The organism is Burkholderia pyrrocinia (assembly GCF_001028665.1).
GTDB lineage: Bacteria > Pseudomonadota > Gammaproteobacteria > Burkholderiales > Burkholderiaceae > Burkholderia > Burkholderia pyrrocinia.
On record NZ_CP011504.1, the window covers coordinates 1135977 to 1160876 of the forward strand.

A 24900-nucleotide genomic window follows, 5' to 3' on the forward strand; every position below is an offset into this window, starting at 1 on the left:
GAGCGTGACGAGGGCTGACAGGTGAATCGAACGTGCGATTGCAAGTCACCGATGTGCGATCGCATCGCGATTCGGCGCGCAAACACAGCTCCCGAATAATCTCACCTCAAGCCCGGATTCGCGCGTTCCGATCTCGACGACGCACCCGCAAACGAAAGCGGGGCAGGCGACCAACAAGCCGCGCTGCCCCTTCGGCACTCAGGCCGTCCAGTCGAGAATTACCTTGCCGCTTTCGCCGGACAGCATCGCGGCGAAGCCTTTCTCGTAATCGTCGGCCGCAAAGCGATGCGTGATGATCGGCGACAGGTCGAGGCCGCTCTGCAGCATCGCGACCATCTTGTACCAGGTCTCGAACATCTCGCGGCCGTAGATGCCCTTGATCTCGAGCCCCTTGAAGATCACCTGGTTCCAGTCGATCGCCGTCTGCGCGGGCGGGATGCCGAGCAGCGCGACCTTGCCGCCGTGGTTCATCGCCTCGAGCATGCTCGTGAACGCGCTCGGCACGCCGGACATCTCGAGACCGACGTCGAAGCCTTCGGTCATGTGCAGGTCGGCCATCACGTCGCGCAGCGACTCGCGTGCGACGTTGACCGCGCGCGTCGCGCCCATCTTGCGCGCGAGTTCCAGCCGGTAGTCGTTGATGTCGGTGATGACGACGTTGCGCGCGCCGACGTGCTTCGCGATCGCGACGGCCATGATGCCGATCGGGCCCGCGCCGGTGATCAGCACGTCTTCGCCGACGAGGTTGAACGACAGCGCCGTATGCGTCGCGTTGCCGAACGGATCGAAGATCGACGCGAGATCGTCGGAGATCTCGGGCGGGATCTTGAACGCGTTGAACGCCGGAATCGCCAGATACTCGGCGAACGCGCCTTCGCGGTTCACGCCGACGCCGACCGTGTTGCGGCACAGATGCCGGCGCCCCGCGCGACAGTTGCGACAGAAGCCGCACGTGATGTGGCCTTCGCCGGACACGCGATCGCCGATCGCGAAACCGCGCACTTCCTGCCCCATCTCGACGATCTCGCCGACGTATTCGTGACCGACGTGCATCGGCACGGGGATCGTCTTCTGCGCCCAGTCGTCCCACTTCCAGATATGGATGTCGGTGCCGCAGATCGCCGTGCGGCGGATCTTGATCAGCACGTCGTTGTGGCCGACTTCCGGACGCTTCACGCGCGTGAGTGTGAGGCCGGGGCCGCGTTCGAGCTTTGCCAGTGCTTTCATGGTCGCGCCTCCGTCAAACGATGCCGAGCGACTTGCCGACGCGCACGAACGCGGCGACCGTCTGGTCGATCTGCTCGGGCGTATGCGCGGCGCTCATCTGCGTGCGGATACGCGCGCGACCACGCGGCACGACGGGAAACGAGAAGCCGATCACGTAGACGCCTTCGGCGAGCAGCTTGTCGGCCATGTTCGTCGCGAGCTGCGCGTCGCCGAGCATCACCGGGATGATCGGATGCGCGCCGGGCACGAGCGTGAAGCCGGCTTCTGTCATCTGCTCGCGGAATCGCACGCCGTTCTCGCGCACGCGCTCGCGCAGCTTTGCGCCTTCGTCGCTGCCGAGCAGTTCCAGCACCTTCAACGATGCCGCGGCAATGCTCGGCGTGAGCGTGTTGGAGAACAGATACGGGCGCGAGCGCTGGCGCAGCAGTTCGACGACCTCGCGGCGCGCGGCGACATAGCCGCCCGATGCGCCGCCGAGCGCCTTGCCGAGCGTGCCGGTGATGATGTCGACGCGGCCTTCGACGCCGCAATGCTCGGGCGTGCCGCGGCCGTGCGCGCCGATGAAGCCGACCGCGTGCGAATCGTCGACCATCACGAGCGCGCCGTAGCGATCGGCGAGATCGCAGATGCCTTTCAGGTCGGCAATGATGCCGTCCATCGAGAATACGCCGTCGGTCGCGATCAGCTTGTGGCGCGCGCCCGCCGCATCGGCTTCCTTGAGCTTCGCCTCGAGGTCGGACAGGTCGTTGTTCCGGTAGCGAAAGCGCTTCGCCTTGCACAGGCGGATGCCGTCGATGATGCTCGCGTGGTTCAGCTCGTCGCTGATCACCGCGTCGTTCTCGTCGAGCAGCGTCTCGAACAGCCCGCCGTTCGCATCGAAGCAGCTCGAGTAGAGGATGCTGTCCTCGGTGCCGAGAAACGCGGCCAGCGCGCTTTCCAGTTGCTTGTGCACGGTTTGCGTGCCGCAGATGAAGCGCACCGATGCCATACCGAAGCCGTCCTGGTCGAGACCGGCCTTGGCCGCGTCGATCAGGCGCGGATCGTTCGCCAGACCCAGATAGTTGTTCGCGCAGAAATTGAGCACGCCGGCACCGCCGGCGAGCCGCACGGCCGCGGCCTGGGGACTCGCGATCTCGCGCTCGGTCTTGTAAAAACCGTCCGCGCGGATCTGGTCGAGCGTCCCGCGCACCCGGGCGAGAAAGGCATCACGCATCGCAAAGCTCCTGACAGGGATTCGCATTCCGCAGCGCACCGCTCGTGGCGGCGGCGCAGCGGCCTGCTACTGTTATAGTCGGTCGTTCGGTTGACCGCATTTATCCGATATTCCGAACTAGAATTCGAAATACCGAACAACTCTAAGCGAACGGAATCCAAATGGCAAGTTCCTCCGGATCGCGGCGCACGCCTGCCGGCGCCGCACCGCAACCGCCGGCCGCCACGCCGCCGCGTGTCGGCGAGCAGATCCAGCGGCTGCGCAACGAGCGCAAGCTGACACTCGACGACCTGTCGCGCGCGGCCGGCGTATCGAAATCGATGCTCTCCGAGATCGAACGCGACAAGGCCAACCCGACGATCGCCGTCGCCTGGCGGCTGACGAACGCACTCGGCATCACGCTCGACGAGCTGTTCTCGCAGCCGAAGGCACCGGAGACGATCCGTGTAGACGGCCCGCACGACATTCCGACACTCGCCGGCCACGACGGCCGGTACCAGCTTCGTGTATGGGGCCCGATCGACCTCGCCGGCAAGTTCGAGTGGTACGAGCTGACGCTGCCGGGCGGCGGCGCACTCGTATCGAACGCGCACGAACCCGGCACGCGCGAGCACCTCACCGTGCTGCAGGGCGCGATGGAGATCGAAGCCGCGGCGGCCAGCCGGCGCCTGAAGGCCGGCGACACGGCACGCTACCCGGCCGACGAGCCGCATGCGATCCGCAATCCCGGCAAGGCCGAAGCGCGGGCACTGCTGATCGTGATACATCGCTGACGGCGCGTATAGCTGGCCAAAGGCCCAGTTGCGGAAAGTACTGTATGTTTGTACAGTATACGGACATTCCGCCATGCATGGGCCGGAGCCGGCGCACCGAGGCGCCCGCTCCGGCCGACAGGAGCCTGCGATGACAGAAGAACAAGATTTGGCCGCGCTCAGCTTCAAGGCTGCCGCGCACGACCTCGAGCTGATCGTTCGCCATATTGCCGGGCGCTACATCCGTCAGCGCGTCCCGCTGACGTGGCGCCTGCTGCACGCGATTGAAGCCGAGGCGCTCGCCGATCTCGGCTTTGCCAGCCGGCACGAGGCCGGCATGCGTCAATTGTTCGAACGGCCGTCGGACATGACGTTTCCCGAAACGGACGATCCGATCGACTTCGGGCGCTCGAACGCGCTGCCCGCCGTCTTTTCGTTCGCGGTTCTCGCGTATGAAGCGGCGGCAACGTCGCACGGCACGGCGCCTCGCGAGCGCGCTCACCGCCCGTCCAAGGCGTGGGGCGACTGACTGCCAACCCCAAGCCGCCGCGCATGGCGGCCCGTTCAGCCTCTTGCTGCCCGAGACGTTGCGGAAAGGGCTACCATATACGCAACTAACGGAACAAATAACATGTCCCTTCCCGCATCTCCCGACACGCCTGCACGCCCGGAAGAAAAGGATCTGTTCGACCGCGGTGCATCCGACTGGATCGTGTCGCCCGAAGCCGCATTCGACGCATGGCTGGCCATGCAGGACTATCGCCGCTCGTCGGCCGACGTCTATCGTGCGCAATGGGGCGCGTTTCTCACGTGGATGCGCGCACATCAGAAAAATCTGGCAACGGTCGATACCGCAACGATTGCGAACTTCGTCGGCGAGCTGCCGATCCGGAAAACCCAGCGGATGCGCTATCTGCGGCTGATCGAGCGCGTGCTCGATCATATCCGGCGCACCGAGTACGCATCGACCAACCCGGCCCGTTTCATTGCTCAGGATGGCGAAGCGAACTGGCGCAAGGCGCGCGACAACGAGCCGACCGGTTTCCTGACGCCGGCCGAACGCGCGACATTGCTCGCGTATCTGTTTTCACCGATCGGCGTATCCGGTTCCGCGTACTGGAAAGAGCGGCGCGACCGCGCACTCGTGGCCGCGTTTCTCGGCGCCGGCATTAAAACCGGCGAAGCGCGGGCGCTGACGATTAGTTGCATCGATACCAGCGGAACGTCGCTGCAGATCCAGTCGGCGCACCCGAATCACGCGCGCGACACCCATCTGGCCTCGTTCGCGATCGCGCTGCTCGAAGCGTGGCTCACGGAACGCAAGCGCCAGGACATTCCTGGCGAGCTCGTATTCCCGGCATCGCATGCCGGGCGGCCGATGCACAAGGCGACGATGCTGCGCGCCATCGACGCGATCGTCGAATCGGCCGGGCTCACGTCATCGCGCACCGCGCGCGCGAGCCCGCAGACGCTGCGCAATTCCTACGCGGCCGAACTGTTCGAACACGACGTGCCGCCCGAGCGGGTCGGCACATGGCTGGGCTTCATGCGGCCGATCTCGTCGAACCGCCTGCATCGCGCATGGAAAAACTGGCGCAACGGCCTGGCCGACAGCAACGGTGACGCATCCGACAGCGACGAAACTCACTGATCGGAAAACGGCTGCTCACGTGACACGATCCGTGAGCAGCCTTGCGTGGCGCAGCCTCACCGTTTCACAGCTCCCGAAAAACCTCACCTCAAGCGTCCCGGATCGTCTCACCTGTGCAGGTTCGGCCGATCTTCGGGTCAGGTGTGCGCAAAGCGCGCGATCGCTTCGAACCGGGACGGCCATGCGCCCGACGCGTGCTCACATTCCGGGCACGCCACTTCAAAACCCTCTTCGCCGTGCGACAGCTCCGGCTCCCCGTCGCAACGCGGGCACTGGGCCGGCACCGGAATCTCCTCATCCAGCGAGGTCCCGATCGCTGCAAACGCGTCCGCATCGAGTTGTCCGGCATCGGCCAGACGCCGGATCAGCGCGGCAATTTCCGGATTCATCCCACGGCTCGCGCGCAACGAACTCACGTCGCGCGTCGCACGTGCCAGTTCATCGCTCTGGCTGCGCAACTGTTCTTCAAGCCGGTCGGCGCGTGCCTTGGCCGAGCTCAGTTGCTGAAGGAAATCGAATTCCTTGCGCTGAACGTCGCGCAAACCGCTCTGGTAGGTCGACGCCATGCTGCGTAGCGAGTCCAGCTCAACCAGCATCGGCTTCACGCGGCGCTCGGCTTCGGCCACCGCGTCCTTGATCTGCTGTGCGTAGTGCTCGGTGCGCTGCTGCAATTCGGCTTGTAGCGCATCGATGCGGTCGCGCAGCGTGGCGTTTTGCGCTTGTTCGGCGTCGACGCGGCCGGCCGCGGCGGCCAGTTCCTTCTCCAGTCGGGCAACTGTGGTGAGCAACGTCGCTTCACTTGCCGAACCGTGCGTCGTTTGCGACGCGAGCTGAACCTCGAGTTCGGTCACGCGCGCCTGCAATTGCTCGTTTCGGGCTTCACCTCGCGCGAGCGCACTTTCGAGCGTCTCATGGCGGACGGTTGCATCGCGCAACCGCTGTTCGGCGTCGGCCATGCCGGCGCGAACCTGCTCGCGATCGCCGTCGAGACTGTCACGTGCCGCTTTCAACGCTTCTTCATAGAGTGCGCCGAGCAGCGCACCAGCCTTTTCCTCGACGGCCTTCGGAATTGCCGCACCGTCGAGCCTGATCTTGGACGCAGAACGGATGCGTTCCCAGAAATGGTCGATGTCTTTCGGGATGTCGCTGGCGCTGCCGGTTTGGGTGAGATCGCGGACGTTGGCGGCCGACGGCCGGATGCCAAGATCGAAGAACAGACGCTTGCATGCGTGCAACGACAAATCCTGACGCCGCGCACCGCTTGCACGCAGCGATTCCAGTTCGTCCCGAATGACTTGGCGCATTTCGTCCAGGGTCATGGCAGAGCTCACAGACATTGAAATGTGGCAATCATAACGAAATACGTATCTATTGATACCTGTTCCGGGTCGACGTTGCGAATTTACGTCGCTTTGCACAGAAATCGGGCCTGTGAGTCATTCCGGACGAACGTGGTCCAGAATTCCGTGAAACAAAGCGAGGAAAGCCAGCCAAGCCTTTGTAATACAAGCGTTTTCCAGCAGTCACCGAAAATCGGCATTTGTTTCACATGACGGACGATCCGATTCCCTGTGGGTGTTCAGGGGTTGGGGTATCTGTGGAAAACTCGTCAGCCAATGTCTTGAGAGTATTAGAAGTAAACACCCTTGAACCCTTAGTTAAAAACGTTAACACCACGGCACAGCCTTATGTAGCAAGGCTTTCCGGCCGGCAAGGTGAAGTTTTACGGGAGCCAAGGTGATCGTCTGCGGGAGCTGACGTGATTGGGTTCAGGGAGCTGCGTGAGCCGTTGCAGGAAAGGTCGTGAGCGGATTCGGGATCACAGTGAAACACGAGATTTCCCAGAGGTGAGGTTTTTCGGGGCCTCACAGCCACAGAACCCGCGCTGTGCCTGACTGCACAGTTTTCTGCCTGTGCAGACATAGGTGAGAATTTGCGGGACCTTCTTCGCGCCCCGATTCTGCCCATCTTTTAGGCAGTTTTGGCGAAAGGTGAGGTTTCACGGGACTCCACGGGAATTTGGTGTGAGGATTTCCGGGAGGCGAACGCCATTTTGCACAGCAAAAGTGCTTTCCGGGGCCTGTGATGCACTAAAGGTGAGGCTTTTCGGGAGGGAAATCCGGGTTTTCCTGCCCCGATCTCGCTAAGGTGAGCTTTTTCGGGGCATGGATCACAGGCTGTGATCGTGGTCACAGGTGAGCATTTTCGGGAACGGTATTTGCTCGAAAAATGGTCACAGGTGAGGCTTTTCGGGACCTGTAAGCGGCCGAATTCGCCGAAAAGCCCGCCAGGACTGGAAGAAAACTCGTTTTTGCTGTGCCCCTTTTTGGTACAGGTGAGATTTTTCGGGAGCCTACATACGGTTGTCGTATGAAGGATTTCCGTCGAAAGGTGAGGTTTTTCGGGGGATGTCTACCGGGCACAGCCAAATGCCTTCAGTGCATAAGTATCGGAAGGCATTGGGTTTTTTGATACCGCGACAGTTACGGTGAGATTTTTCGGGAGCCATTCCCGTGCCCGTTGCTGTGCCGCATTTTTTCAATGAGGTGAGCGTTTTCGGGAGACTCTGGTGGCCAATCCCGCGTGTGCCGGACATTCGGCGGCATCGAGACGAAAGAACACACTGTGCTCAAGGTGAGTATTTTCGGGACCCGACACGGTTTGTGCGCTGTACAATGCGCGCCCGGGCCGGCAAAGCAGGTCCGATCGGGCGGCGCGGGCCGGTTTCGAAGGCGCGTTTCCGGGTGCCGGATGCGATCCCGATCTCCCGGCGAGCCGCGCCTGTACATGCATACAGCCCGATGCGGCGCGATCGGGGATGCACTGTGAGGTGCGATCGCAACCCTGTGGCGAACTCACAGCCATGCAGTCGCAAAATTACGACAAATCGAAAGGTGAGCCGATACGGGAGCGAGTTTCGCACGTGTCACGCACAGGCGAAATTCTGTGAATCGGCGCATCCCGCGGCACGTCTGGACGAGTCCGGAACGCTGCAATTCCGGACCGGTGAGCGTTTTCGGGAGTGGTTGGGGTGAGTGCCGTTTTGCACGCGCACTTCACCGGCTATGGTGAGCATGTCGTTCTGGACGCACATCACCGCAGGCGCTATCCTTCCGGAAAACTTCTCCTCCGACCCGACGTATGGCCACGACGAAGCGCGCCAAGAAAACCGATGTGGATGTGGTGAGTGCCAGTTCAGCCGAATTGCGCAAGGCCGTCGAGGCGATCGCCATTCAGCCGAAGAGCGGCAAGATCACGCTGCTGACCCGCAAGCTGTTCAATGTCCTGCTGGCCGTCGCGCAGCAGGCCGACGACTCGGGCGATACGTATCGCGCGCTGCTGTCGGATATCGTCGCCAACTCCGCCTTCGATTCGAACGACACCGCACTGGTGAAGGAACACCTGCGCCGCATGGTGTCGGTGCAGGTCGAATGGAGCACGGGGACGTCGAGCCAGAAGCCGGGCCGCAAGTGGGGGATCTCGACGCTGATCGCCGACGCGGAAATTCTCGAGGATCCGACGACCCGCCGCGTGTGGGTCGAATTCTCGTTCGCGCCGAAGATCAAGAAGAAGCTGCTCGACCCGGTCCAGTATGCGCGTCTGAGCCTGCAGTTCCAGAGCCAGTTGCGCAGCAGCGCCGGCCTGGCGCTGTACGAGATCTGCGTGCGCTATCTGACGAACCCGAGCCACCTGACGATGCGCGAGCCGTGGGAGTGGTGGCGGCCGATCCTGTCGGGCACGCCCGACACGGAAGCGGGCGACGAGGCGAAGCGCGAGTACAAGTACTTCAAGCGCGACTATCTGCGTCCCGCGATCGCGGAAGTCAACGCGGTCACCAATATCTTCGTCGAGCTGATCGAGCACCGTGAAGGGCGCCGGGTTGCGGAGATCCAGTTCCGCGTGACCGAGCGCAAGCAGCCGATGCTGGCGCTCGACGAACACCCGAACGTGTTCGACAGCACGCTGGTCGACCGGATGGTGAAGCTCGGGATCCCGCTGAAGGAAGCGCAGACGCTCTATGCGGACAGCGAGGAGAACCGGATTCGCGCCGCCCTGCAGATGACCGAGCAGCGGATGCGCAGCACGACGCTGCCGCCGGTGCGCAGCGCGCCTGCGCTGTTCAAGGATGCGCTGAAGAAGGGTTATGCGCCGCCGGTCGAGTCGGTCGACGCGCTGCCTGCCGGCACGCCGTCCGCGAAGGTCGCAGCGGCGCAGCCGGAAGATCTGAAGGCACGCCTGCTGAGCGAGTTCGCGGCGTTCCGCCGCAAGGAAGCGAAGGTGCTGTACGAGGAGCAGGGCGACGCCGAGCGCGAAGTGGCGCGCGAGTCGTTCGAGTCGGAGGCGCTGCCGACGATGGGCACGCATCTGCGCGACGACTGGCGCAAGCGCGGCCTCGATTCCAAGCTGGCCGAGACGGCCTTTTTCGACTGGCTGGCCCAGAAGACCTGGGGCGAGCCGACGGACGGCGACCTGCTGTCGTTCACGCTGAATCAGTCGCGGGCCGCCTGAGGCCCGCTCAGGCCCGCTGACGGGCCGCCGCCGGCCGCCCGCTCAGCCGGGCGGGCCCGGCGTCCTCACCAGGCCCTGCCGGCCGCTTCCATTATTCCGACAACAGCATCCGCTCGAGCTGCTCGAGGATCGCGTCGCGCTTGTCCTTCGGGAGGCCGCGCAGGCGCAATTCGATGCGGTCTTCGCCATACGACTTCAGGTCGCCGACCGACTTGCCGCCGAGCTTGATCTCGAGACGCTGCGCGTAGCGCTGACGGCCTGCGGCCTTCGGCGTCTCCTGCGCGGCGACACGGCCCTTGACGATGTCCGACACCTGGCGCGTGCTGAGATCGTCCGACACGATCTTGTTGATCAGCCGGAGCGTGGCCTCGGTGCCGCGCGCATTGTGATAGCGGCCGACCTGATACGCCATGTTCGAACCGAAGCGATCGGGACGCGCGACCATTTCCTGCATGATCGCTTCCGGCAACTTGCCGATCGACAACGCGACGGCCACCGTCGACTCGTCGAGGCCGAGATGCTCGGAAAGCTCCTTCTGGCTCTGGAAATGCTTGTCGTCGAGGAAGCGGCGCCACACGACGGCATTGTCGAACACCGTCTGCGAATCGCGCTGGACGTTGAGGTCGTAGCCGAGCTTGTAGCTCTGGATACCGATCGGCACGTCGATCACGATCGCCTTGACCGATTCCTTGTTCGCCTCTTTCAGCGCCCGCACGCGACGGCCGCCGTCGCTGACGAAATACGTGCCCGGATTGTCGTAATCCGGAATCACGTGGATCGCCTGCTGCTGCCCCTGCTTCGCGAGGTTGACCGCGAGTTCGGCAATCGACGACTTCAGATAGAAGTGTCGCGGGTTGAACGGGCTATGCTTGATCGCCTTCAGCGACAACTCGATCACCTGCCCCGGTGCATAGCGGTTCTCGAGACGCCACGCGCGATATTGCGTCGATTCGTCGATCGACGGATCGAGCGTGAGCTCCGGCGCGGGTGGCGGCGCGATGTCTTTCTTCGCGGATTTGGTCGGTACGGCGGCGGGCGTCTCGGACTTGACGATGCCGTCAATCGCATTGAGCCGGTCGAGTGCCGTGCGCTTCTCGCTCGTCGTGATATCCGGGCGCGCTTGGAATCCTTTTGCAAATTGGGAAGGTTTCATGTGACTCCTTTGTGCGCATAAAGTCAGGGCAGCATGGCGACGATTTCGTCGGCACATGCGCGAATTTCGGCGGCGGCGAGCTTGCCGCCACGATCGTTCATCTGCAGCACGGTCTGACCGAGCGCCATCGCCTGCTTGTACGCTTCCCGGGTCGGGATCTGCGTCTTCAGCAGCGGGAAGCCGAGCTCTTCGAGCGCGCGCTTGAGCTCGCGGGTCAGCATGCGCTTCTCTTCGGTCTTGTTCAGCAGGAATACCGCGCGAAGGTCTTCGTTCATGACCTGCGCCTGCTGGATCAGCTTGACCAGCCCGACGCTCGACCAGTAATCGGCCGGCGACGACGAAGTCGGGATCACGGCAATCGATGCGGCCAGCAGGACAACGCCGGATACCTTCTCGGTGATCGACGGCGGGCAGTCGACGACGATGATGTCGTAGTCGTTGATGAACTTCTTGATCTCGCGATGGATCTGGCCGTCGGCTTCGGCGAGGTTGACGACCGGAAACGGGATGCCGGTGTCGCTGTCGCCGGATGCGCTCGACCAGTGAACCAGGGTGTTTTGACGGTCTGCGTCGATGACGAGGATGCGCTTCCCTTTTTCATGGAACGCGGCGCCGAGGTGCATGGCAATCGTGCTTTTGCCGACGCCACCTTTTTGTTGAGTGACTGCAATGATTTCCGCGGCCAATTTTCACTCCTATTTTGGTCGTTGGAATTCTACAGGACGATATTTATATTTCAATGAAATTGTCGTTCGACAACTACGCGTTAGCCATTCGGGCTATCGGTTTATGCGCATAAACGGACCTGCGGCGATCGGTGGCGTGATCGGATGGTGTGGGTGATGTCTGCGGACGTTGACGAGCCACACGATGGTTGTGTCATCACGACGCGCGTCGTCGGCACGTGCAGCGGGTTCTGGCGAGATCGAAGTGCGCTGCCCTTTCGCGTGATGGTGGTGGGTGGTCGGGCCGCGAGCGGGCGAGTTTGTGCGCATAAACTCTGCGGCGACCGGGGAGGTCAACCGTGCGGCAGGACAACGGGGCATTCCCGAGCGCGGGTGTGGTCTTGTCCGCCTTGGTCAGATACGCAGCTCGGGAGGTGCGCCATTGAGCCTATGTGCATCGGCATCACGCGATGTCGAGCCGCTACGTTTATGCGCATAAACCGCGGTCGATGAACGGCGCGTGCGGAGCGATCTCGTGCCGACCCTGCATCAATGTCGGCAAACCGGGATGCGCTGACACGGCAGCACATCGATGCGACGATCGCATCGGTGCCGTGACTGTCGATGCTCGTCGGCGCGATGAACCCCGGTACCCTGTCGAGCGATCACGGGCTTTATGCGCATAAACCAGTCGATGTACCACGCGATCGCCTGCGCTCTTTGCCACCCGAAACACACATCACGATGCGCAGGCTTGCGAATCCTTATCCTTGCCGCGAGATAGCGGGCCGCACGACTTTATGCGCATAAACACATCGGTCCTTTGAAGCACATCCCGGATGCATCGCTTCGCCCGAGGCCCGTGTCGCTGGCGGCACCTTCCCGCCAACCAGCTTCTCCAAAGCACCGAATCCGCACACCGCTACCCCACTGCCGCCCGCGCAAAAACCCCCGATGCAGACTGGCTACAATACAGCCCTCTCCCATCCAGGCCCGAATGATGATCACGATCTACCACAACCCCCGATGCTCGAAGTCGCGCGAGACGCTTGCGTTGGTCGAGACGCTGAACACGACCGGCACGCCGGTGAACGTCGTCGAGTACTTGAAGACGCCGCCGACGGTCGAGGAACTGGAAGCGCTGCATCGGCAGCTCGGCCGCCCGGTTCGCGACATGCTGCGCGACGGCGAGGAGCCGTACAAGACGCTGAATCTGGCCCGTGCGGATCTGACCGATGCGCAAGCCTATGAAGCGATTGCGGCTCATCCGGTTTTGCTGCAGCGTCCGATCGTCGTCTATCGCGGGAAGGCGGCCATCGGTCGGCCGCCCGAAGCGGTGCAAGCGCTGTTCGAATAATTCTTGGCCGGCGTATTTTTCTTATTGCATCAGCCAGGCGATCGCACCCGCAGTCGAAGCCGGTGCGATTGTCGGGCAGCGCACCACCGGCCGCCCGGACGATAGCGGCAACTCCGGCCGCGTCTAGCCTGCCCCGGGCGACGTGTCGTCATCGCCCGGTTCCCGCCCCGCCGCCGCTTTCGCGGCCGTTCGCAGCAGCGCGATCTGCCCGCGATAGGCTCTGCAGCCACTGCAGGTCGGCAGGTGCACGCGCACCTGCAGGCGTTCATGCAAGGTCAGATGCCGGTCGAGCGCATCCGACAGCAGTCGCGTCACGTCAGTACATTTCCCCGGCAGCATCTTCGGTCGTCAGTCCTTTTTCGCTCAGGCAGGTTCGCAGGCGCGTGCGCGCCCGATACAGCAGCACGCTGCAATGATTCGTCGTCAGCGTCAATTCGCTGCAGATATCCATGATCTCGACATCGAGGAATTCGCGCATCATGAACACGCGCCCGATCTGCTCCGGAAGGTGATCGAGGCAGGCCTGGAACAGCGTCCAGAACTGCTGTTGCTGCAACAGCGTTTCGGGGCGCGGCCACGGCCGCGGCTTCGCATGCGGAGCCCAGTGCCCGTTTTCCTTGAACAGCTCGCGATCGAGCACGGATTCGCCGTCGAGCTCGGCGTCGAGCGCGGACAGGCTCACCGTCCGCTGCCGCGCACGCAGCACGTCGATCAGCTTGTTGCGCAGAATGCCGAACACCCAGGTCTTGTGGGCCGACAGCCCCGCGAAATCGCCTGCGTGCGACCACGCGGCGGTCAGCGCTTCCTGCACGGCGTCTTCAGCCGCGTCGGCATCGCGGAGCTGGAGTCGCGCGAAGCGCAGCAGGTCGCGCCGCAGTTGCGCGAGATAAACGGGGTCGTCGTACGCGGACGGCATGTCTGGGTAGCAGTGTCTCGAGGCGATCGCGCTGGCGCCACCGGGCGGGCGCATCGCGGTGCGAGCAGCTTACTGGGCGCCGTGCCGGCCTGCAACGTATGTTCCGTCACGAATTCACGAAACCGGCCGGCGCGCTGCGCTATGCTTGCCGAAACCCGTATCGCGCGTCGACGGCGTCGCGCGGCGGGTGGTTTGTAACATCAGAACATAACGGCCGAGTTATCCACAATTTCTGTGGAAAACCTTGTGGAAAGTCGGCCTGACGGCCCCGTGGGGCGGTTCACGGGCTGGCTTGCCTATAAACAGAACTTTGTCGCCTGTTCGGAAGCAATCGATCCGATTCCTCACTCACCGGAAGGAGAATGCCATGTCCTATCGTATTGCGGTCGTCGTCGGCAGCCTGCGCCGCGCTTCGTCGAACCGCGCGCTCGCGCACGCCGTGATTTCGCTCGCCCCCGCCGATTTTTCGTTCGAGTTCGTCGAGATCGGCGAACTGCCGCTGTACAGCCAGGACTACGACGCGGATTTCCCGGACGTCGCGAAGCGCTTCAAGCAGTCGATCGAAGCCGCCGACGCACTGCTGTTCGTCACGCCCGAGTACAACCGGTCGATGCCGGGCGTGCTGAAGAATGCGCTCGACTGGGGTTCGCGCCCGTGGGGTGCCAACTCGTGGTCGGGCAAGCCGGGCGCGGTGCTCGGCACGTCGCCGGGCGCGACCGGCACGGCGCTCGCCCAGCAGCACCTGCGCAACGTGCTGGCGTACCTCGACGTGAAGACGCTCGGACAGCCCGAGATGTTCATCAAGCACGACCCGGCACGCATCGACGAGCAGGGGCAGATCGTCAGCGAGGACACCCGCAAGTTCCTGCAGGGCTTCGTCGATCGCTACGCGGGCTGGGTGCGCCTGCTGAAGGCGGCCTGACGACTTCGGCCCGATCGCCGCGGCTGTTCATGCCGCCGACGCCGGCGCCGGCCCGCACACCGCGGGTCACGCGCCGGCGTGTCGCGCGTCGCGCGCTTCGCGGATGCCCAGCAGGATCTCGTCGAGCAGTGCGATGTCGAACGGCTTCGACAGCACGCGGACGTTGACGGTGCGCGTGCGGTCGAGCTCCTCCGCGTAACCCGTGACGAGAATCACGGGCAGCTTCCCCGGCCGCTTCTCGACCGCTTCGGCGAGGTCGATGCCGTTCAGGCGGCCCGGCATGTGGATATCCGAAATCACGAGGTCGAACGCGTCGTTCGCGGCCGCGCCTTCGATCAGGCGCAACGCGTCGTCGGCGGTGGGCGCATAGGTCACGCGGTGCCCGAGCAGCGACAGCAGCGCTTCGGTGCCGGCCGCGACCTCGCCGTTGTCCTCGACGAGCAGCACGTGCAGCCCGGCGAGCGCGCTCGTGTCGTGCACGACGGCCGGCGGCCGCGCGACGACGTCCTCGGCACGCGCGCGCGGCAGGTAGAGGCGCACCGACGTGCCGGCGCCGACCGCGCTGTCGATCGTCGCGAGGCCGCCCGAGCGTTCGCAGAACGCGAACACCTGCGGCAGGCCGAGCCCCGTCCCCATTCCCTGCGCCTTCGTCGTGAACAGCGGTTCGAACGCGCGCGCGAGCACGTCGGGCGCCATGCCCGAGCCGGTGTCGTCGAGCGAGATCTGCACGAAATCGCCGGTCAGCGGAAAGCCGTCCTCGCGGCGCAGCGTCACGTTGCGCGCGCCGACCGTGAAGCGGCCGCCGACCGCCATCGCGTCGCGCGCGTTGACCGCGAGGTTGATCACCGCGAGCTCGAGCTCCGCGACGTCGACGCGGATCGGCCAGACGCCGGGCTCGATCGCGACGACCAGCGACGATTTCGAACCGAGCGACGTCTTCAGCAGTTCGCGGCACGTGCCGACCCATTGCCCGACGTCGATCGTCTCGCTGTGCAGCGGCTGCTTGCGCGCGACGCCGAGGAGCTGGCGCGTGAGCGACTGCCCGTTCTTCAGCGCGCGCTCGATCGCGCCGAGTTCCTTGTCGAGATGCTGGACGCCGCGCCGCCGCGCGATCTGCACGTTGCTCGAGATGATCATCAGCAGGTTGTTGAAGTCGTGCGCGACGCTGCCGACGAGGTTGCCGAGCGCCTGCATCTTGCGCGACTGCCGGTACGCCGATTCGATCGAGCGCCGCATCGACGCTTCGGCCTGCCAGCGGTCCCACGCCTCCTCTTCCGCCTTCAGCCGCTTGAGCGACAGCCAGATCACGGACCACAGCGCGATCGACGGCGCGAACATCGAGATGAACAGCACGCTCAGGTGTTCGTACCATTCATGCCAGATCGCCGACGTGCGATACGCACACGACACGTAGACGGGATAGCTGCCGACCTGGCGGTACGCGACGATCTCGCTGCTCGCGCCGTCGTGGCGCACGCGCACGACGCCCGCACGCGGATCGTTGCGCCCATCGCCGAACGTGGCTGCGCGATCGGTGTGCGCGAGCGACGGCGGCGGCGGATACGACGCGATCACCGCGCCGTCCGAGCGCGCGAGCGCCATCGTCATCGGCGTGCTCGCGCCGCCGAGCAGGTCGCGGTAGAACGCGTTGAAATACGACGACTTCAGCGCGATCGACACCATCCCGGCGAACGAACCGTCGCTATGGCGCCGCGCGACGCCCGTGTTGAACACCGGAATGTTCTCGAGCTTGAGCGGCCCCATCATCAGCCGCGAGATGTGTTCGATGACCTTGCCGTCGCGGATGCCGGCGAAGTCGTCGCGGTTCGCGATCGACGCATAGGGCGCCGGATAGTAGAGGCTGTTGGCGAGCAGCATCCCGCTCGCGCCGAAGATCGACACGGCGGCCACTTGCGGATAACCGCCGCCGATCGTGTTCAGCGCTTCGTGGATGTCGGATTCCCTGTTGCGCACGGTCGCGTCGTCCATGTCCTGGACGAGATCGACGATGCGCGCATCGAGCGTTTCGCTCAGGTCGAACACCTTGAGCGCGTGCTCTTCGGCGACCCGCACCGTGCGCATCGTCACGTCGCTCGCGGCGGCCTCGCGCGCCTTCAGGTCGTTGTACGCCATCACCATCACGTAGATGCACGGCAGCACGATCGCCGCGACGAGCAGCACGATCAGCGTCACGCGGCGGACCGCGAAATCGTGCTCGGGCGCGCCGGCCGCATAGTTGCCGTCGTCCTGCCAGTCGTCGGCGGGAGTGGAGGCGGGATCGTGGGAGTCGGCAGGCCGGTCGGACGTCATCGAAGCAGCGGTGAGGCAGAGGTGCCTGCCATCATAAACGAGTTGCGACGGCCCGCCGCGCGGCCCCGTACGCGCACGATCCTGTCGATTCCGACAGGGGGAGATTGTCAGATTGAAAACGCGACGAATCCGGCAGCGCAAACGTACACAAGGAAAAATTTTGCGTACTTATCTCGAAAATGGTCGCGGCTGTTTTCGGAATGACGCGCGATCGGACCGATTCTGTTCGAAATGGTGAATATGGCGAGTTGCATCGCCTCCGGTTTACTCAGAGAATCGCGCCTTGCTTTCCCTATGACAGATATATGCGCCCGCCGGCATTCGCCGCGCGGTGCGTCGCGCGCACCCGCTCGCGGCGCCCGCGCGCGGCTGCAAGGCGGTTGCCCGCGCCCGAACGCATGGCGCCTCAAGAAGCGCGCCGCGCGGTCGTTAACGCGAGAGAGACCATTCCGTATACCGCTTCGCTCCATGCCTTTGCCGATTGTAATTGCCGACGATTCACTGCTCGCTCGCAAACTTCTGACAAAGGCGTTGCCGGGAGACTGGGACGTTGACGTCGCGTATGCAGCGAATGGTCGCGAGGCCTTGGCGCTCTATCGTGACGGCAAAGCTTCCGTGATGTTTCTGGACCTGACGATGCCCGACATGAGCGGATATCAGGTACTGGAAACACTGCGCCACGAAGATCTGAACACGTTCGTGATCGTGGTATCCGCCGATATCCAGCCGCAGGCGCAAGCACGCGTGCGTGAATTGGGCGCGATCGCATTCGTTGCCAAGCCCGTGACGTCGGAGGCATTGCTGCCCATTCTCAAGGAGTATGGGTTGTATGCCTGAATCGGTGTTCACGGCGGAGCAACGCGACGCGTTGCAGGAGATCGCCAACCTTGCAATGGGCCGCGCCGCCGCGCGGCTTGCGTTATTGCTCGGGCGCTTCATCGAACTGTCGGTGCCGCGCGTGCGCGTCGTGAAAGCGGCCGACGCGGGCGACGCGCTGCGCGAGATGACGGGCATTCACGACAACGTGACCGCCGTGCGCCAGGGCTTCCGTTCCGACATCAAGGGCGAGGCGATCGTGCTGTGCCGCAGCGCGGGCGTCGCGCGGCTCATGTCGATCGTCGACCGTACGTTCGGCGAAGGCGTGTCCGGCGGGATGGCGACGCCGGACGAACTCGTGTTCGACGTCGCGAACGTGCTGATGGGCGCATGCGTCGCATCGATCCTCGACGAGCTCGGCCGCAAACCCGTGTTCTTTCCGCCGGGGCTGCTCGGCGCGAACGTGTCGTTCGACGACGTATTCCAGCCGAACGTGCTCGCGTGGAGCGTCGCGCTGCTGCTCGAGGTGAACTTCGGGCTCGAGGACCACACATTCCGTGCCCACTTCGTGATGCTGATGGCCGAGGATTCGATCCGGCTGATGGGCGACGCGCTCGACGCGTTGCTGTCCGCGCTATGACGGCCGCCGCGCCGTCGCTGAGCGACCTCGTGATCGAGCGGGTGGGCTTCGGCCTGTTCGTGCTCGACCGGTCGATGACCGTGCTGATGTGGAATCGCTTCATGCAGGACCACAGCGGCATCCCGGCCGCCGACGTGATCGGCCGCAAGCTGTTCGACTGCTTTCCGGACCTGCCGCGCGCGTGGCTGTCGCGCAAGCTCGAGAGCGTGTTCCAGCTCGGCAGCTTCGCGTTCAGCTCGTGGGAACAGCGGCCCTACCTGTTCCGCTTCGAGCACGACCGGCCGATTACCGGCGGCATCGACTACATGCAGCAGGACTGTACGTTCATGCCGCTCACGCGCGGCCGCGATGTCGAGGCCGTGTGCGTGACGATCTCGGACGTCACGCATGTGAGCGTGATGCAGCGCGAGCGCGAGGAAGCGGTCGCGAAGCTGCGCGAACACGCGAATCGCGACGGCCTGACCGGCATCGCGAACCGGCGTTTCTTCGAAGCGCGGCTCGGCGACGAATTCGCGCGCTGGCAGCGCTACGGCGGCGACATGTCGGTGCTGCTGTTCGACCTCGACCACTTCAAGACGATCAACGACCGCTTCGGGCATGCGGCCGGCGACGCCGTGCTGCGCGAGACGGCGCGCCGCGTCGCGTCGATCGTGCGTGCGCAGGATACGTTCGGCCGTTTCGGCGGCGAGGAATTCGCGCTGCTGCTGCCGTGCACGAATCTCGACGAGGCGATGCTGGTGGCCGACAAGGTGCGCGACGCGATCGGCAGCGTGCCGGTCGATGCGGAAGGCGTCAGCGTGCCGGTGACGGCGAGCGTCGGCGGCGCGTGCGCGAAGACGGGCGCGCCGACCAGCGACGTGCTCGTCAACGAGGCCGACGCTGCGCTCTATCGCGCGAAGCGGCTCGGGCGCGACCGCTCGGTCGCCTACGCATAGGCGCGCCCGCCCCGCATTGCGCGCAGCGGCTGCACGCCGCGCGTGCCGCGTTCAGCTCTTCGCGATGTCGGCCAGCACGCCCGCCAGCACGGCCGGCTGCGACACGAACGGCGAATGGCTGCTGTCGAGCTGGTGCACGTGGGTCGGATTGCCGGGCGCGAACACGTCGGCTTCGTCGATGAAGCGCTGCTGCAGCGCGGGCAGGATCACGCGGTCCTGCAGGCACTTGATGTAGTGACGGTCGATCGCGCCCCAGCGCGCGGCGGTCGTCGGGATCGCGGTCGCGAACGGCGCGGCCGGCACGTCGCAGGTCATCAGGTTCGCGACGGCCGCGAAGTCGGCCTGCGGCACGTCGTCGTACAGCGCGCGCTTCATCGTGTCGCGATACGCGGCGTCGCCGCTGCGCGGATCGATGCGCAACGCACCGGCCACGCGCGGGCTCGCGAGCATCAGCGGGCCGAGCATCTCGCCGTTGTTCTCGGGCGCGCGCACGTAGTCGAGGCCCGGCACGCCCGAGGCCGGCATGAATGCCGCGAGATAGACGATCTTCGCGATCTTTTCCGGCGCGCGTTCGGCGGCCGCCGTGATCGCGAGGCCGCCCATGCTGTGCCCGACCAGCACGACCTTGCCGCGGCCGAGCGCATACGCGTCGTCGACGGCCTGCATTACCTGCAACGCGTAATCGTCGAGCGTCGTGTTCGCGACCGGCGACGGCTCGGCGCCGAACGCGCCCTTGTCGAGCGGCCGTTCGAGATAAGACGCGGGAAAGCGGGCGTTGATGCCGTGCGCGGGCAGGTCGCGCGCGATCGACAGGTAGCCGCGCGCGGCCAGCGCGGCCGCGACGTGCGCGTAGCACCACGCGCCGTGCCAGGCGCCGTGCACGAGGACGAAGACGGGATGGTCGGACTGCGGGGGGGCGGTTACGGTCGTCTCCATGGCGTTCGTGTTTTTTCGAGAAAGGTGTCATCTTAGACGAACCCGTGCGCATCCAAGCGCGAACGCACGGCACGATTGCGCGACGGGCTGCGATCCGTCCCTCTTGTCTCACGCAGGCCACATTTCGTCCATATCCGATATGCATTTGAGCCGAAGCGCGCTAATTTGTTGCTTTGCCCGTGATTGCGCCCCATGAACGTCGACTATCTCTTCTATCGGAGGCCGAATAAACCTGGCCCCTATTCGCTCGACGACCTGGGCGAGATCGCGCCGCCGATCGGCCCGGGCGACCTGGTGCGCGCGGGCATCGCGCGCGTGTTCGAGCAGATCGACTGGCACGAATCGCCCGACGTGCCGGGCGCGTGGTTCGGCACGGGCGGCGCGGTATTCCAGTTCACCGCGGAGCCCGACGGCCGGGTGACGAGTTTCATGGGCTCGCGCCTCGAACGCCGCTCGATGCTGCAGCTCACCCGCGAAATGGGGCTCATTGCGCTCGACCTGCAGCGCGACATCGTTTACGGCTGACGAGCCGCCGGCGCCGCGCGGCGCCTGTTCCCGCCGAGGCCGGCCTGCGAACGGCTCGCGGCGCCCCGCCGGGCGTGGCGCGTGTCCGCCATCGAACTTCAAAGATTGCTATACTTTCGCCCAATTCCGGCATCCGGCCGGTAATTTGTGCCTGTCTGCGTCGATCGTTCGCATATCTCGCACGCATTTGACACCCTGACCATCCCAGCCGGGCATGGCTTCTTCAATCGCCCCGCGTGGGTGTCTCCGTGGAGCTTGTCTTGGCCGTTTCCAATTCCGTCGTGGACGAACAAGAAACCGACGCCGCTGCCGTCACATCGGGCAGTTCTTTCTATCTTGCGATGCGCATCCTGCCGGCGGTGCAGCGCGATGCGATGTTCCAGGTCTATGCGTTCTGCCGCGCGGTCGACGACATCGCCGACAGCGACCTGCCGCGCGCCGAGCGCAACGCGGGCCTCGATCGCTGGCGCGCGGACATCGACGCGTGCTTCGCGGGCCGCCCGCCGCGCCATCTGGCCGCGCTCGATCGCGAGATCCGCGCATTCAACCTGCAGCGCGACGATTTCCACGCGATGATCGACGGGATGGCGATGGACGCGGTGGAAGACATCTGCGCGCCCGACGAGCCGACGCTCGACCTCTTCTGCGATCGCGTGGCGAGCGCGGCCGGCCGGCTGTCGGTGAGGATATTCGGGATGCCGGAAGCCGAAGGGATCGAGCTGTCGCACCACCTCGGCCGCGCGCTGCAACTGACCAACATCCTGCGCGACATCGACGACGACGCGGCGATCAACCGCTGCTACCTGCCGCGCGAGCTGCTTGCGCGCGAAGGCATCGCGATCACCGATCCGGCGACGATCGTGCGCGATCCGGCGCTGCCGCGCGTGTGCGCGACGCTCGTCGAGCGCGCGCTCGAGCACTTCCGCGAGGCCGACGCGGTGATGGATACCTGTCCGCGTGCGCAGGTGAAGGCGCCGCGCATCATGTCGGGCGCGTATCGCTGCATTCTCGAAGCCGCGGTCGCACGCGGCTTTGCCGCCCCGCGCGCCCCGCTGCGCAAGCCGAAAGCGCGCATGCTGATGGTCGCCGCGCGCTACGCGCTGTTCTGAGTCGACCGAGTCGATGCCCAGAACCGTCCACGTGATCGGTGCCGGACTCGCGGGCCTGTCGGCCGCGGTCGAGCTGCAACGCCGCGGGCGGCACATCGTGCTGCACGATGCGCACGCGCATGCGGGCGGCCGCTGCCGGTCATGGTTCGACGGGACGCTGAACACGACGCTCGACAGCGGGCTGCATTCGGTGTTCGCCGGGCAGGCGGCAACGCAGCGCTACCTGCGCGCGACCGGCGCGGCCGATCAACTGGTCGGGCCCGCGCTGCCTGAATTTCCGGTCGTCGACGTCGCGTCGCAGCAGCGCTGGACGCTGCGTTTCGGCAACGGGCACTGGCCGTCGTGGCTGTTCGATGCCGCGTCGCGCGCGCCGGGCACGACGCCGCTCGACTACCTCGCGCTCGCCCCGCTCGCGTTTGCGCTCACGGGCCGTTCACTCGCACAGACGATGCGATGCGACGGCGTGCTGTGGGATCGTTGGCTGCGGCCGTATTGGCTCGGGGTGCTGAACGTCGAGCCGCGCCACGCGAGTGCCGAACTCGCGCGCGCGGTGCTGTGCAGCATGTTTGCCGCGGGCGGCCCCGGTTGCCGTCCGCTCGTTGCGCGCCACGGGCTCGGCAGCGCATTCGTCGAACCGGCGCTGCGCATGCTGCAGCACGGCGGCGCGCAGATCCGGCTGAACTCGCGGCTCGACGCGTTCGAGTTCGGCGCGCACGGCAATGCGGTCGACGCGGTCGCGATCGGCGGCGGGCGCATCGATCTCGCGCCGGGCGACGCGGTCGTGCTGGCCGTGCCGCCCGAGGTCGCGTTGCCGCTCGTACCCGAACTCACCGCGCCGGATACCTTCAGCGCGGTCGTGACCGCCTATTTCGCGGTCGAGCCGCCAGCCGGCAGCCCGCTGCAGACGACCGTCGTCAATGGCACCGTCGACGCGGTGCGCGCCGGCGGCGGCCAGCTCGCGGCGACGATCCGCGATGCGGGCCGCTGGCTCGACACGCCGCGCGACGTGCTCGCGCGGCGAATCTGGGAAGACGTCGCGCGCGTGACCGGCGCGAACCCGGAAACCATCCCTGCGTGGCAGCTCGTCGTCGAGCCGCGCGCGGGCTTTGCGGCGGTGCCGTCGCAGGAAATGAAACGTCCGGCCGTGCGTACGCGCTGGACCAATCTTGTGCTGGCGGGCGACTGGATTGCCACCGGTTTGCCCGCCACGATCGAGGGCGCGATCCGTTCCGGCCAGCTGGCCGCGGACGTGCTCCAGACACAATAAGAGAGGGACCGATGAACGATCTCACCGAAATGGCTACCCTGTCCGCCGGCACCGTGCCGGCCGGCGTCGACGCGGCCGTCGCGCGTGCGACCGACGCGCTGCTGGCCGCGCAGAACGCGGACGGACACTGGGTCTACGAACTCGAAGCCGATTCGACGATTCCCGCCGAATACGTGCTGCTCGTCCACTATCTCGGCGAGACGCCGAACCTCGAGCTCGAACAGAAGATCGGCCGGTATCTGCGCCGCATCCAGCAGGCGGACGGCGGCTGGCCGCTGTTCACCGACGGCGCGCCGAACATCAGCGCGAGCGTGAAGGCGTATTTCGCGCTGAAGGTGATCGGCGACGACGAGAACGCCGAGCACATGCAGCGCGCACGCAAGGCGATCCACGCGATGGGCGGCGCCGAGATGTCGAACGTGTTCACGCGCATCCAGCTCGCGCTGTACGGCGCGATTCCGTGGCGCGCGGTGCCGATGATGCCGGTCGAGATCATGCTGCTGCCGCAGTGGTTCCCGTTCCACCTGTCGAAGGTGTCGTACTGGGCGCGTACCGTGATCGTGCCGCTGCTCGTGCTGAACGCGAAGCGCCCGCTCGCGAAGAACCCGCGCGGCGTGCGCATCGACGAGCTGTTCATCGATCCGCCCGTCAACGCCGGGCTGCTGCCGCGCCAGGGGCACCAGAGCGCCGGCTGGTTCGCGTTCTTCCGCGTGGTCGACCATGCGCTGCGCGCGGTCGACGGCCTGTTCCCGAGCTACACGCGCGAACGCGCGATCCGCCAGGCCGTGTCGTTCGTCGACGAGCGCCTGAACGGCGAGGACGGCCTCGGCGCGATCTATCCGGCGATGGCCAACGCGGTGATGATGTACGACGTGCTCGGCTACGCGGAAGATCATCCGAACCGCGCGATCGCGCGCAAGGCGCTCGACAAGCTGCTCGTCGTGCAGGAGGACGAAGCATATTGCCAGCCGTGCCTGTCGCCGGTGTGGGACACGTCGCTCGCGGCGCACGCGCTGCTCGAAACCGGCGATGCGCGCGCCGAGGACGCCGTGCTGCGCGGCCTCGACTGGCTGCGCCCGCTGCAGATCCTCGACGTGCGCGGCGACTGGATCTCGCGCCGCCCGAACGTGCGGCCCGGCGGCTGGGCGTTCCAGTACGCGAACGCGCACTACCCGGACGTCGACGATACGGCCGTGGTCGTGATGGCGATGGACCGCGCGCAGAAGCTCAGGAAGTCGGACGCGTACCGCGATTCGATGGCGCGCGCACGCGAATGGGTCGTCGGCATGCAGAGCAGCGACGGCGGCTGGGGCGCGTTCGAGCCGGAAAACACGCAGTACTACCTGAACAACATCCCGTTCTCCGATCACGGCGCGCTGCTCGATCCGCCGACGTCCGACGTGTCGGGCCGGTGCCTGTCGATGCTGTCGCAACTCGGCGAGACGGCCGCGAACAGCGAGCCGACCCGTCGCGCGCTCGACTACATGCTGAAGGAGCAGGAGCCGGACGGCAGCTGGTACGGCCGCTGGGGGATGAACTACGTGTACGGCACGTGGACGGCGCTGTGCTCGCTGAACGCCGCCGGCCTCGGGCCGGAAGATCCGCGCGTGAAGCGCGGCGCGCAGTGGCTGCTGTCGATCCAGAACAAGGACGGCGGCTGGGGCGAGGACGGCGACAGCTACAAGCTGAACTACCGCGGCTTCGAGCAGGCGCCGAGCACGGCGTCGCAGACGGCCTGGGCGCTGCTCGGCCTGATGGCGGCCGGCGAGGTGAACAACCCGGCCGTTGCGCGCGGTGTCGACTACCTGATCGCCGAGCAGAACGAAGAGGGTCTGTGGGACGAGACGCGCTTCACGGCGACAGGCTTCCCGCGCGTGTTCTACCTGCGCTATCACGGCTATCGCAAGTTCTTCCCGCTGTGGGCGCTCGCGCGCTACCGCAACCTGAAGCGCGACAACACGACGCGCGTCACGGTCGGGATGTAACGCGTGGGCACC

General features: G+C 65.4%; 22 protein-coding genes. 13 read left to right on the forward strand and 9 right to left on the reverse strand.

What is annotated here, in order from left to right; all coding sequences use genetic code 11:
• Positions 1-198: 198 nt before the first annotated feature.
• Positions 199-1227, reverse strand: coding sequence for an L-threonine 3-dehydrogenase (tdh, locus tag ABD05_RS21380; RefSeq protein ID WP_047902093.1), 1029 nt, complete (start codon positions 1225-1227; stop codon positions 199-201).
• A gap of 13 nt (positions 1228-1240) precedes the next feature.
• Positions 1241-2440: a glycine C-acetyltransferase gene (locus ABD05_RS21385; RefSeq protein WP_047902094.1), complete on the reverse strand. Its 1200-nt coding sequence runs from the start codon at positions 2438-2440 to the stop codon at positions 1241-1243.
• A 161-nt stretch (positions 2441-2601) separates the two neighbouring features.
• Between ABD05_RS21385 and ABD05_RS21390 the strand changes: the two genes are divergently transcribed.
• The 3 genes from ABD05_RS21390 (at position 2602) to ABD05_RS21400 (ending at position 4843) form a co-directional block, all read left to right on the forward strand.
• Positions 2602-3213, forward strand: a complete 612-nt coding sequence (locus ABD05_RS21390) for a helix-turn-helix domain-containing protein (RefSeq protein WP_047902095.1) — start codon at positions 2602-2604, stop codon at positions 3211-3213.
• Positions 3214-3343: 130 nt separating this feature from the next.
• A complete protein-coding gene (locus ABD05_RS21395; protein WP_047902096.1) occupies positions 3344-3721 on the forward strand; it encodes a DUF2471 family protein in 378 nt (125 codons plus the stop codon).
• Positions 3722-3823: 102 nt separating this feature from the next.
• Positions 3824-4843: a tyrosine-type recombinase/integrase gene (locus ABD05_RS21400; protein WP_047902097.1), complete on the forward strand. Its 1020-nt coding sequence runs from the start codon at positions 3824-3826 to the stop codon at positions 4841-4843.
• A 137-nt stretch (positions 4844-4980) separates the two neighbouring features.
• Here the strand turns inward: ABD05_RS21400 and ABD05_RS21405 are convergent, their stop codons facing one another.
• Complete coding sequence (locus ABD05_RS21405) at positions 4981-6162, reverse strand: DNA-binding protein (protein WP_047902098.1); 1182 nt, start codon at positions 6160-6162, stop codon at positions 4981-4983.
• Positions 6163-7984: 1822 nt separating this feature from the next.
• On the opposite strand from ABD05_RS21405, the gene ABD05_RS21410 reads away from it, so the two are divergent.
• Positions 7985-9352 (forward strand): replication initiation protein, encoded by a 1368-nt coding sequence (locus tag ABD05_RS21410; protein WP_047902099.1) that lies wholly within the window; start codon positions 7985-7987, stop codon positions 9350-9352.
• A 91-nt stretch (positions 9353-9443) separates the two neighbouring features.
• On the opposite strand, the gene ABD05_RS21415 is transcribed toward ABD05_RS21410, so the two are convergent.
• The gene (locus ABD05_RS21415) at positions 9444-10505 is read right to left on the reverse strand and encodes a ParB/RepB/Spo0J family partition protein (RefSeq protein ID WP_047902100.1); all 1062 of its coding nucleotides are present in this window, start codon (positions 10503-10505) and stop codon (positions 9444-9446) included.
• 23 nt (positions 10506-10528) lie between these two features.
• Complete coding sequence (parA, locus tag ABD05_RS21420) at positions 10529-11191, reverse strand: ParA family partition ATPase (RefSeq protein ID WP_034181507.1); 663 nt, start codon at positions 11189-11191, stop codon at positions 10529-10531.
• 979 nt (positions 11192-12170) lie between these two features.
• On the opposite strand from parA, the gene arsC reads away from it, so the two are divergent.
• Positions 12171-12527 (forward strand): arsenate reductase (glutaredoxin), encoded by a 357-nt coding sequence (arsC, locus tag ABD05_RS21425; RefSeq protein WP_047903710.1) that lies wholly within the window; start codon positions 12171-12173, stop codon positions 12525-12527.
• 123 nt (positions 12528-12650) lie between these two features.
• Here arsC and ABD05_RS21430 read toward each other — a convergent pair whose 3' ends face one another.
• Together ABD05_RS21430 and ABD05_RS21435 are read right to left on the reverse strand one after the other, a co-directional pair.
• The gene (locus ABD05_RS21430) at positions 12651-12866 is read right to left on the reverse strand and encodes a zf-HC2 domain-containing protein (RefSeq protein ID WP_047902101.1); all 216 of its coding nucleotides are present in this window, start codon (positions 12864-12866) and stop codon (positions 12651-12653) included.
• Positions 12844-13443, reverse strand: coding sequence for an RNA polymerase factor sigma-70 (locus ABD05_RS21435; RefSeq protein ID WP_047902102.1), 600 nt, complete (start codon positions 13441-13443; stop codon positions 12844-12846). Before ABD05_RS21435 ends, ABD05_RS21430 begins: the two co-directional genes overlap by 23 nt.
• Before the next feature lie 367 nt (positions 13444-13810).
• Here ABD05_RS21435 and ABD05_RS21440 point away from each other — a divergent pair, with 367 nt between their 5' ends.
• Positions 13811-14365 (forward strand): NADPH-dependent FMN reductase, encoded by a 555-nt coding sequence (locus tag ABD05_RS21440; protein ID WP_047902103.1) that lies wholly within the window; start codon positions 13811-13813, stop codon positions 14363-14365.
• A 66-nt stretch (positions 14366-14431) separates the two neighbouring features.
• On the opposite strand, the gene ABD05_RS21445 is transcribed toward ABD05_RS21440, so the two are convergent.
• The gene (locus ABD05_RS21445; protein WP_047902104.1) at positions 14432-16675 is read right to left on the reverse strand and encodes a hybrid sensor histidine kinase/response regulator; all 2244 of its coding nucleotides are present in this window, start codon (positions 16673-16675) and stop codon (positions 14432-14434) included.
• A 468-nt stretch (positions 16676-17143) separates the two neighbouring features.
• Between ABD05_RS21445 and ABD05_RS21450 the strand changes: the two genes are divergently transcribed.
• Genes ABD05_RS21450 through ABD05_RS21460 form a run of 3 tightly spaced genes read left to right on the forward strand, consistent with a single transcriptional unit; the run spans position 17144 to position 19066 of the window.
• On the forward strand, positions 17144-17512 hold the full coding sequence (locus tag ABD05_RS21450; RefSeq protein WP_011548759.1) for a response regulator: 369 nt from the start codon (positions 17144-17146) through the stop codon (positions 17510-17512).
• The gene (locus ABD05_RS21455) at positions 17505-18131 is read left to right on the forward strand and encodes a chemotaxis protein CheC (RefSeq protein ID WP_047902105.1); all 627 of its coding nucleotides are present in this window, start codon (positions 17505-17507) and stop codon (positions 18129-18131) included. Before ABD05_RS21450 ends, ABD05_RS21455 begins: the two co-directional genes overlap by 8 nt.
• Positions 18128-19066 (forward strand): GGDEF domain-containing protein, encoded by a 939-nt coding sequence (locus ABD05_RS21460; RefSeq protein ID WP_047902106.1) that lies wholly within the window; start codon positions 18128-18130, stop codon positions 19064-19066. Before ABD05_RS21455 ends, ABD05_RS21460 begins: the two co-directional genes overlap by 4 nt.
• Positions 19067-19117: 51 nt before the next feature.
• Here the strand turns inward: ABD05_RS21460 and ABD05_RS21465 are convergent, their stop codons facing one another.
• Positions 19118-20002, reverse strand: coding sequence for an alpha/beta fold hydrolase (locus tag ABD05_RS21465; protein ID WP_047902107.1), 885 nt, complete (start codon positions 20000-20002; stop codon positions 19118-19120).
• A 192-nt stretch (positions 20003-20194) separates the two neighbouring features.
• Between ABD05_RS21465 and ABD05_RS21470 the strand changes: the two genes are divergently transcribed.
• The 4 genes from ABD05_RS21470 (at position 20195) to shc (ending at position 24888) form a co-directional block, all read left to right on the forward strand.
• Entirely contained in the window at positions 20195-20527 is a 333-nt protein-coding gene (locus ABD05_RS21470; protein WP_047902108.1) for a hypothetical protein, read from the forward strand.
• 260 nt (positions 20528-20787) lie between these two features.
• The gene (gene hpnD, locus ABD05_RS21475; protein ID WP_047902109.1) at positions 20788-21636 is read left to right on the forward strand and encodes a presqualene diphosphate synthase HpnD; all 849 of its coding nucleotides are present in this window, start codon (positions 20788-20790) and stop codon (positions 21634-21636) included.
• Positions 21637-21649: 13 nt separating this feature from the next.
• Positions 21650-22903: a hydroxysqualene dehydroxylase HpnE gene (gene hpnE, locus ABD05_RS21480; RefSeq protein ID WP_047902110.1), complete on the forward strand. Its 1254-nt coding sequence runs from the start codon at positions 21650-21652 to the stop codon at positions 22901-22903.
• A gap of 11 nt (positions 22904-22914) precedes the next feature.
• Entirely contained in the window at positions 22915-24888 is a 1974-nt protein-coding gene (gene shc, locus ABD05_RS21485; protein ID WP_047902111.1) for a squalene--hopene cyclase, read from the forward strand.
• Positions 24889-24900: the final 12 nt, after the last annotated feature.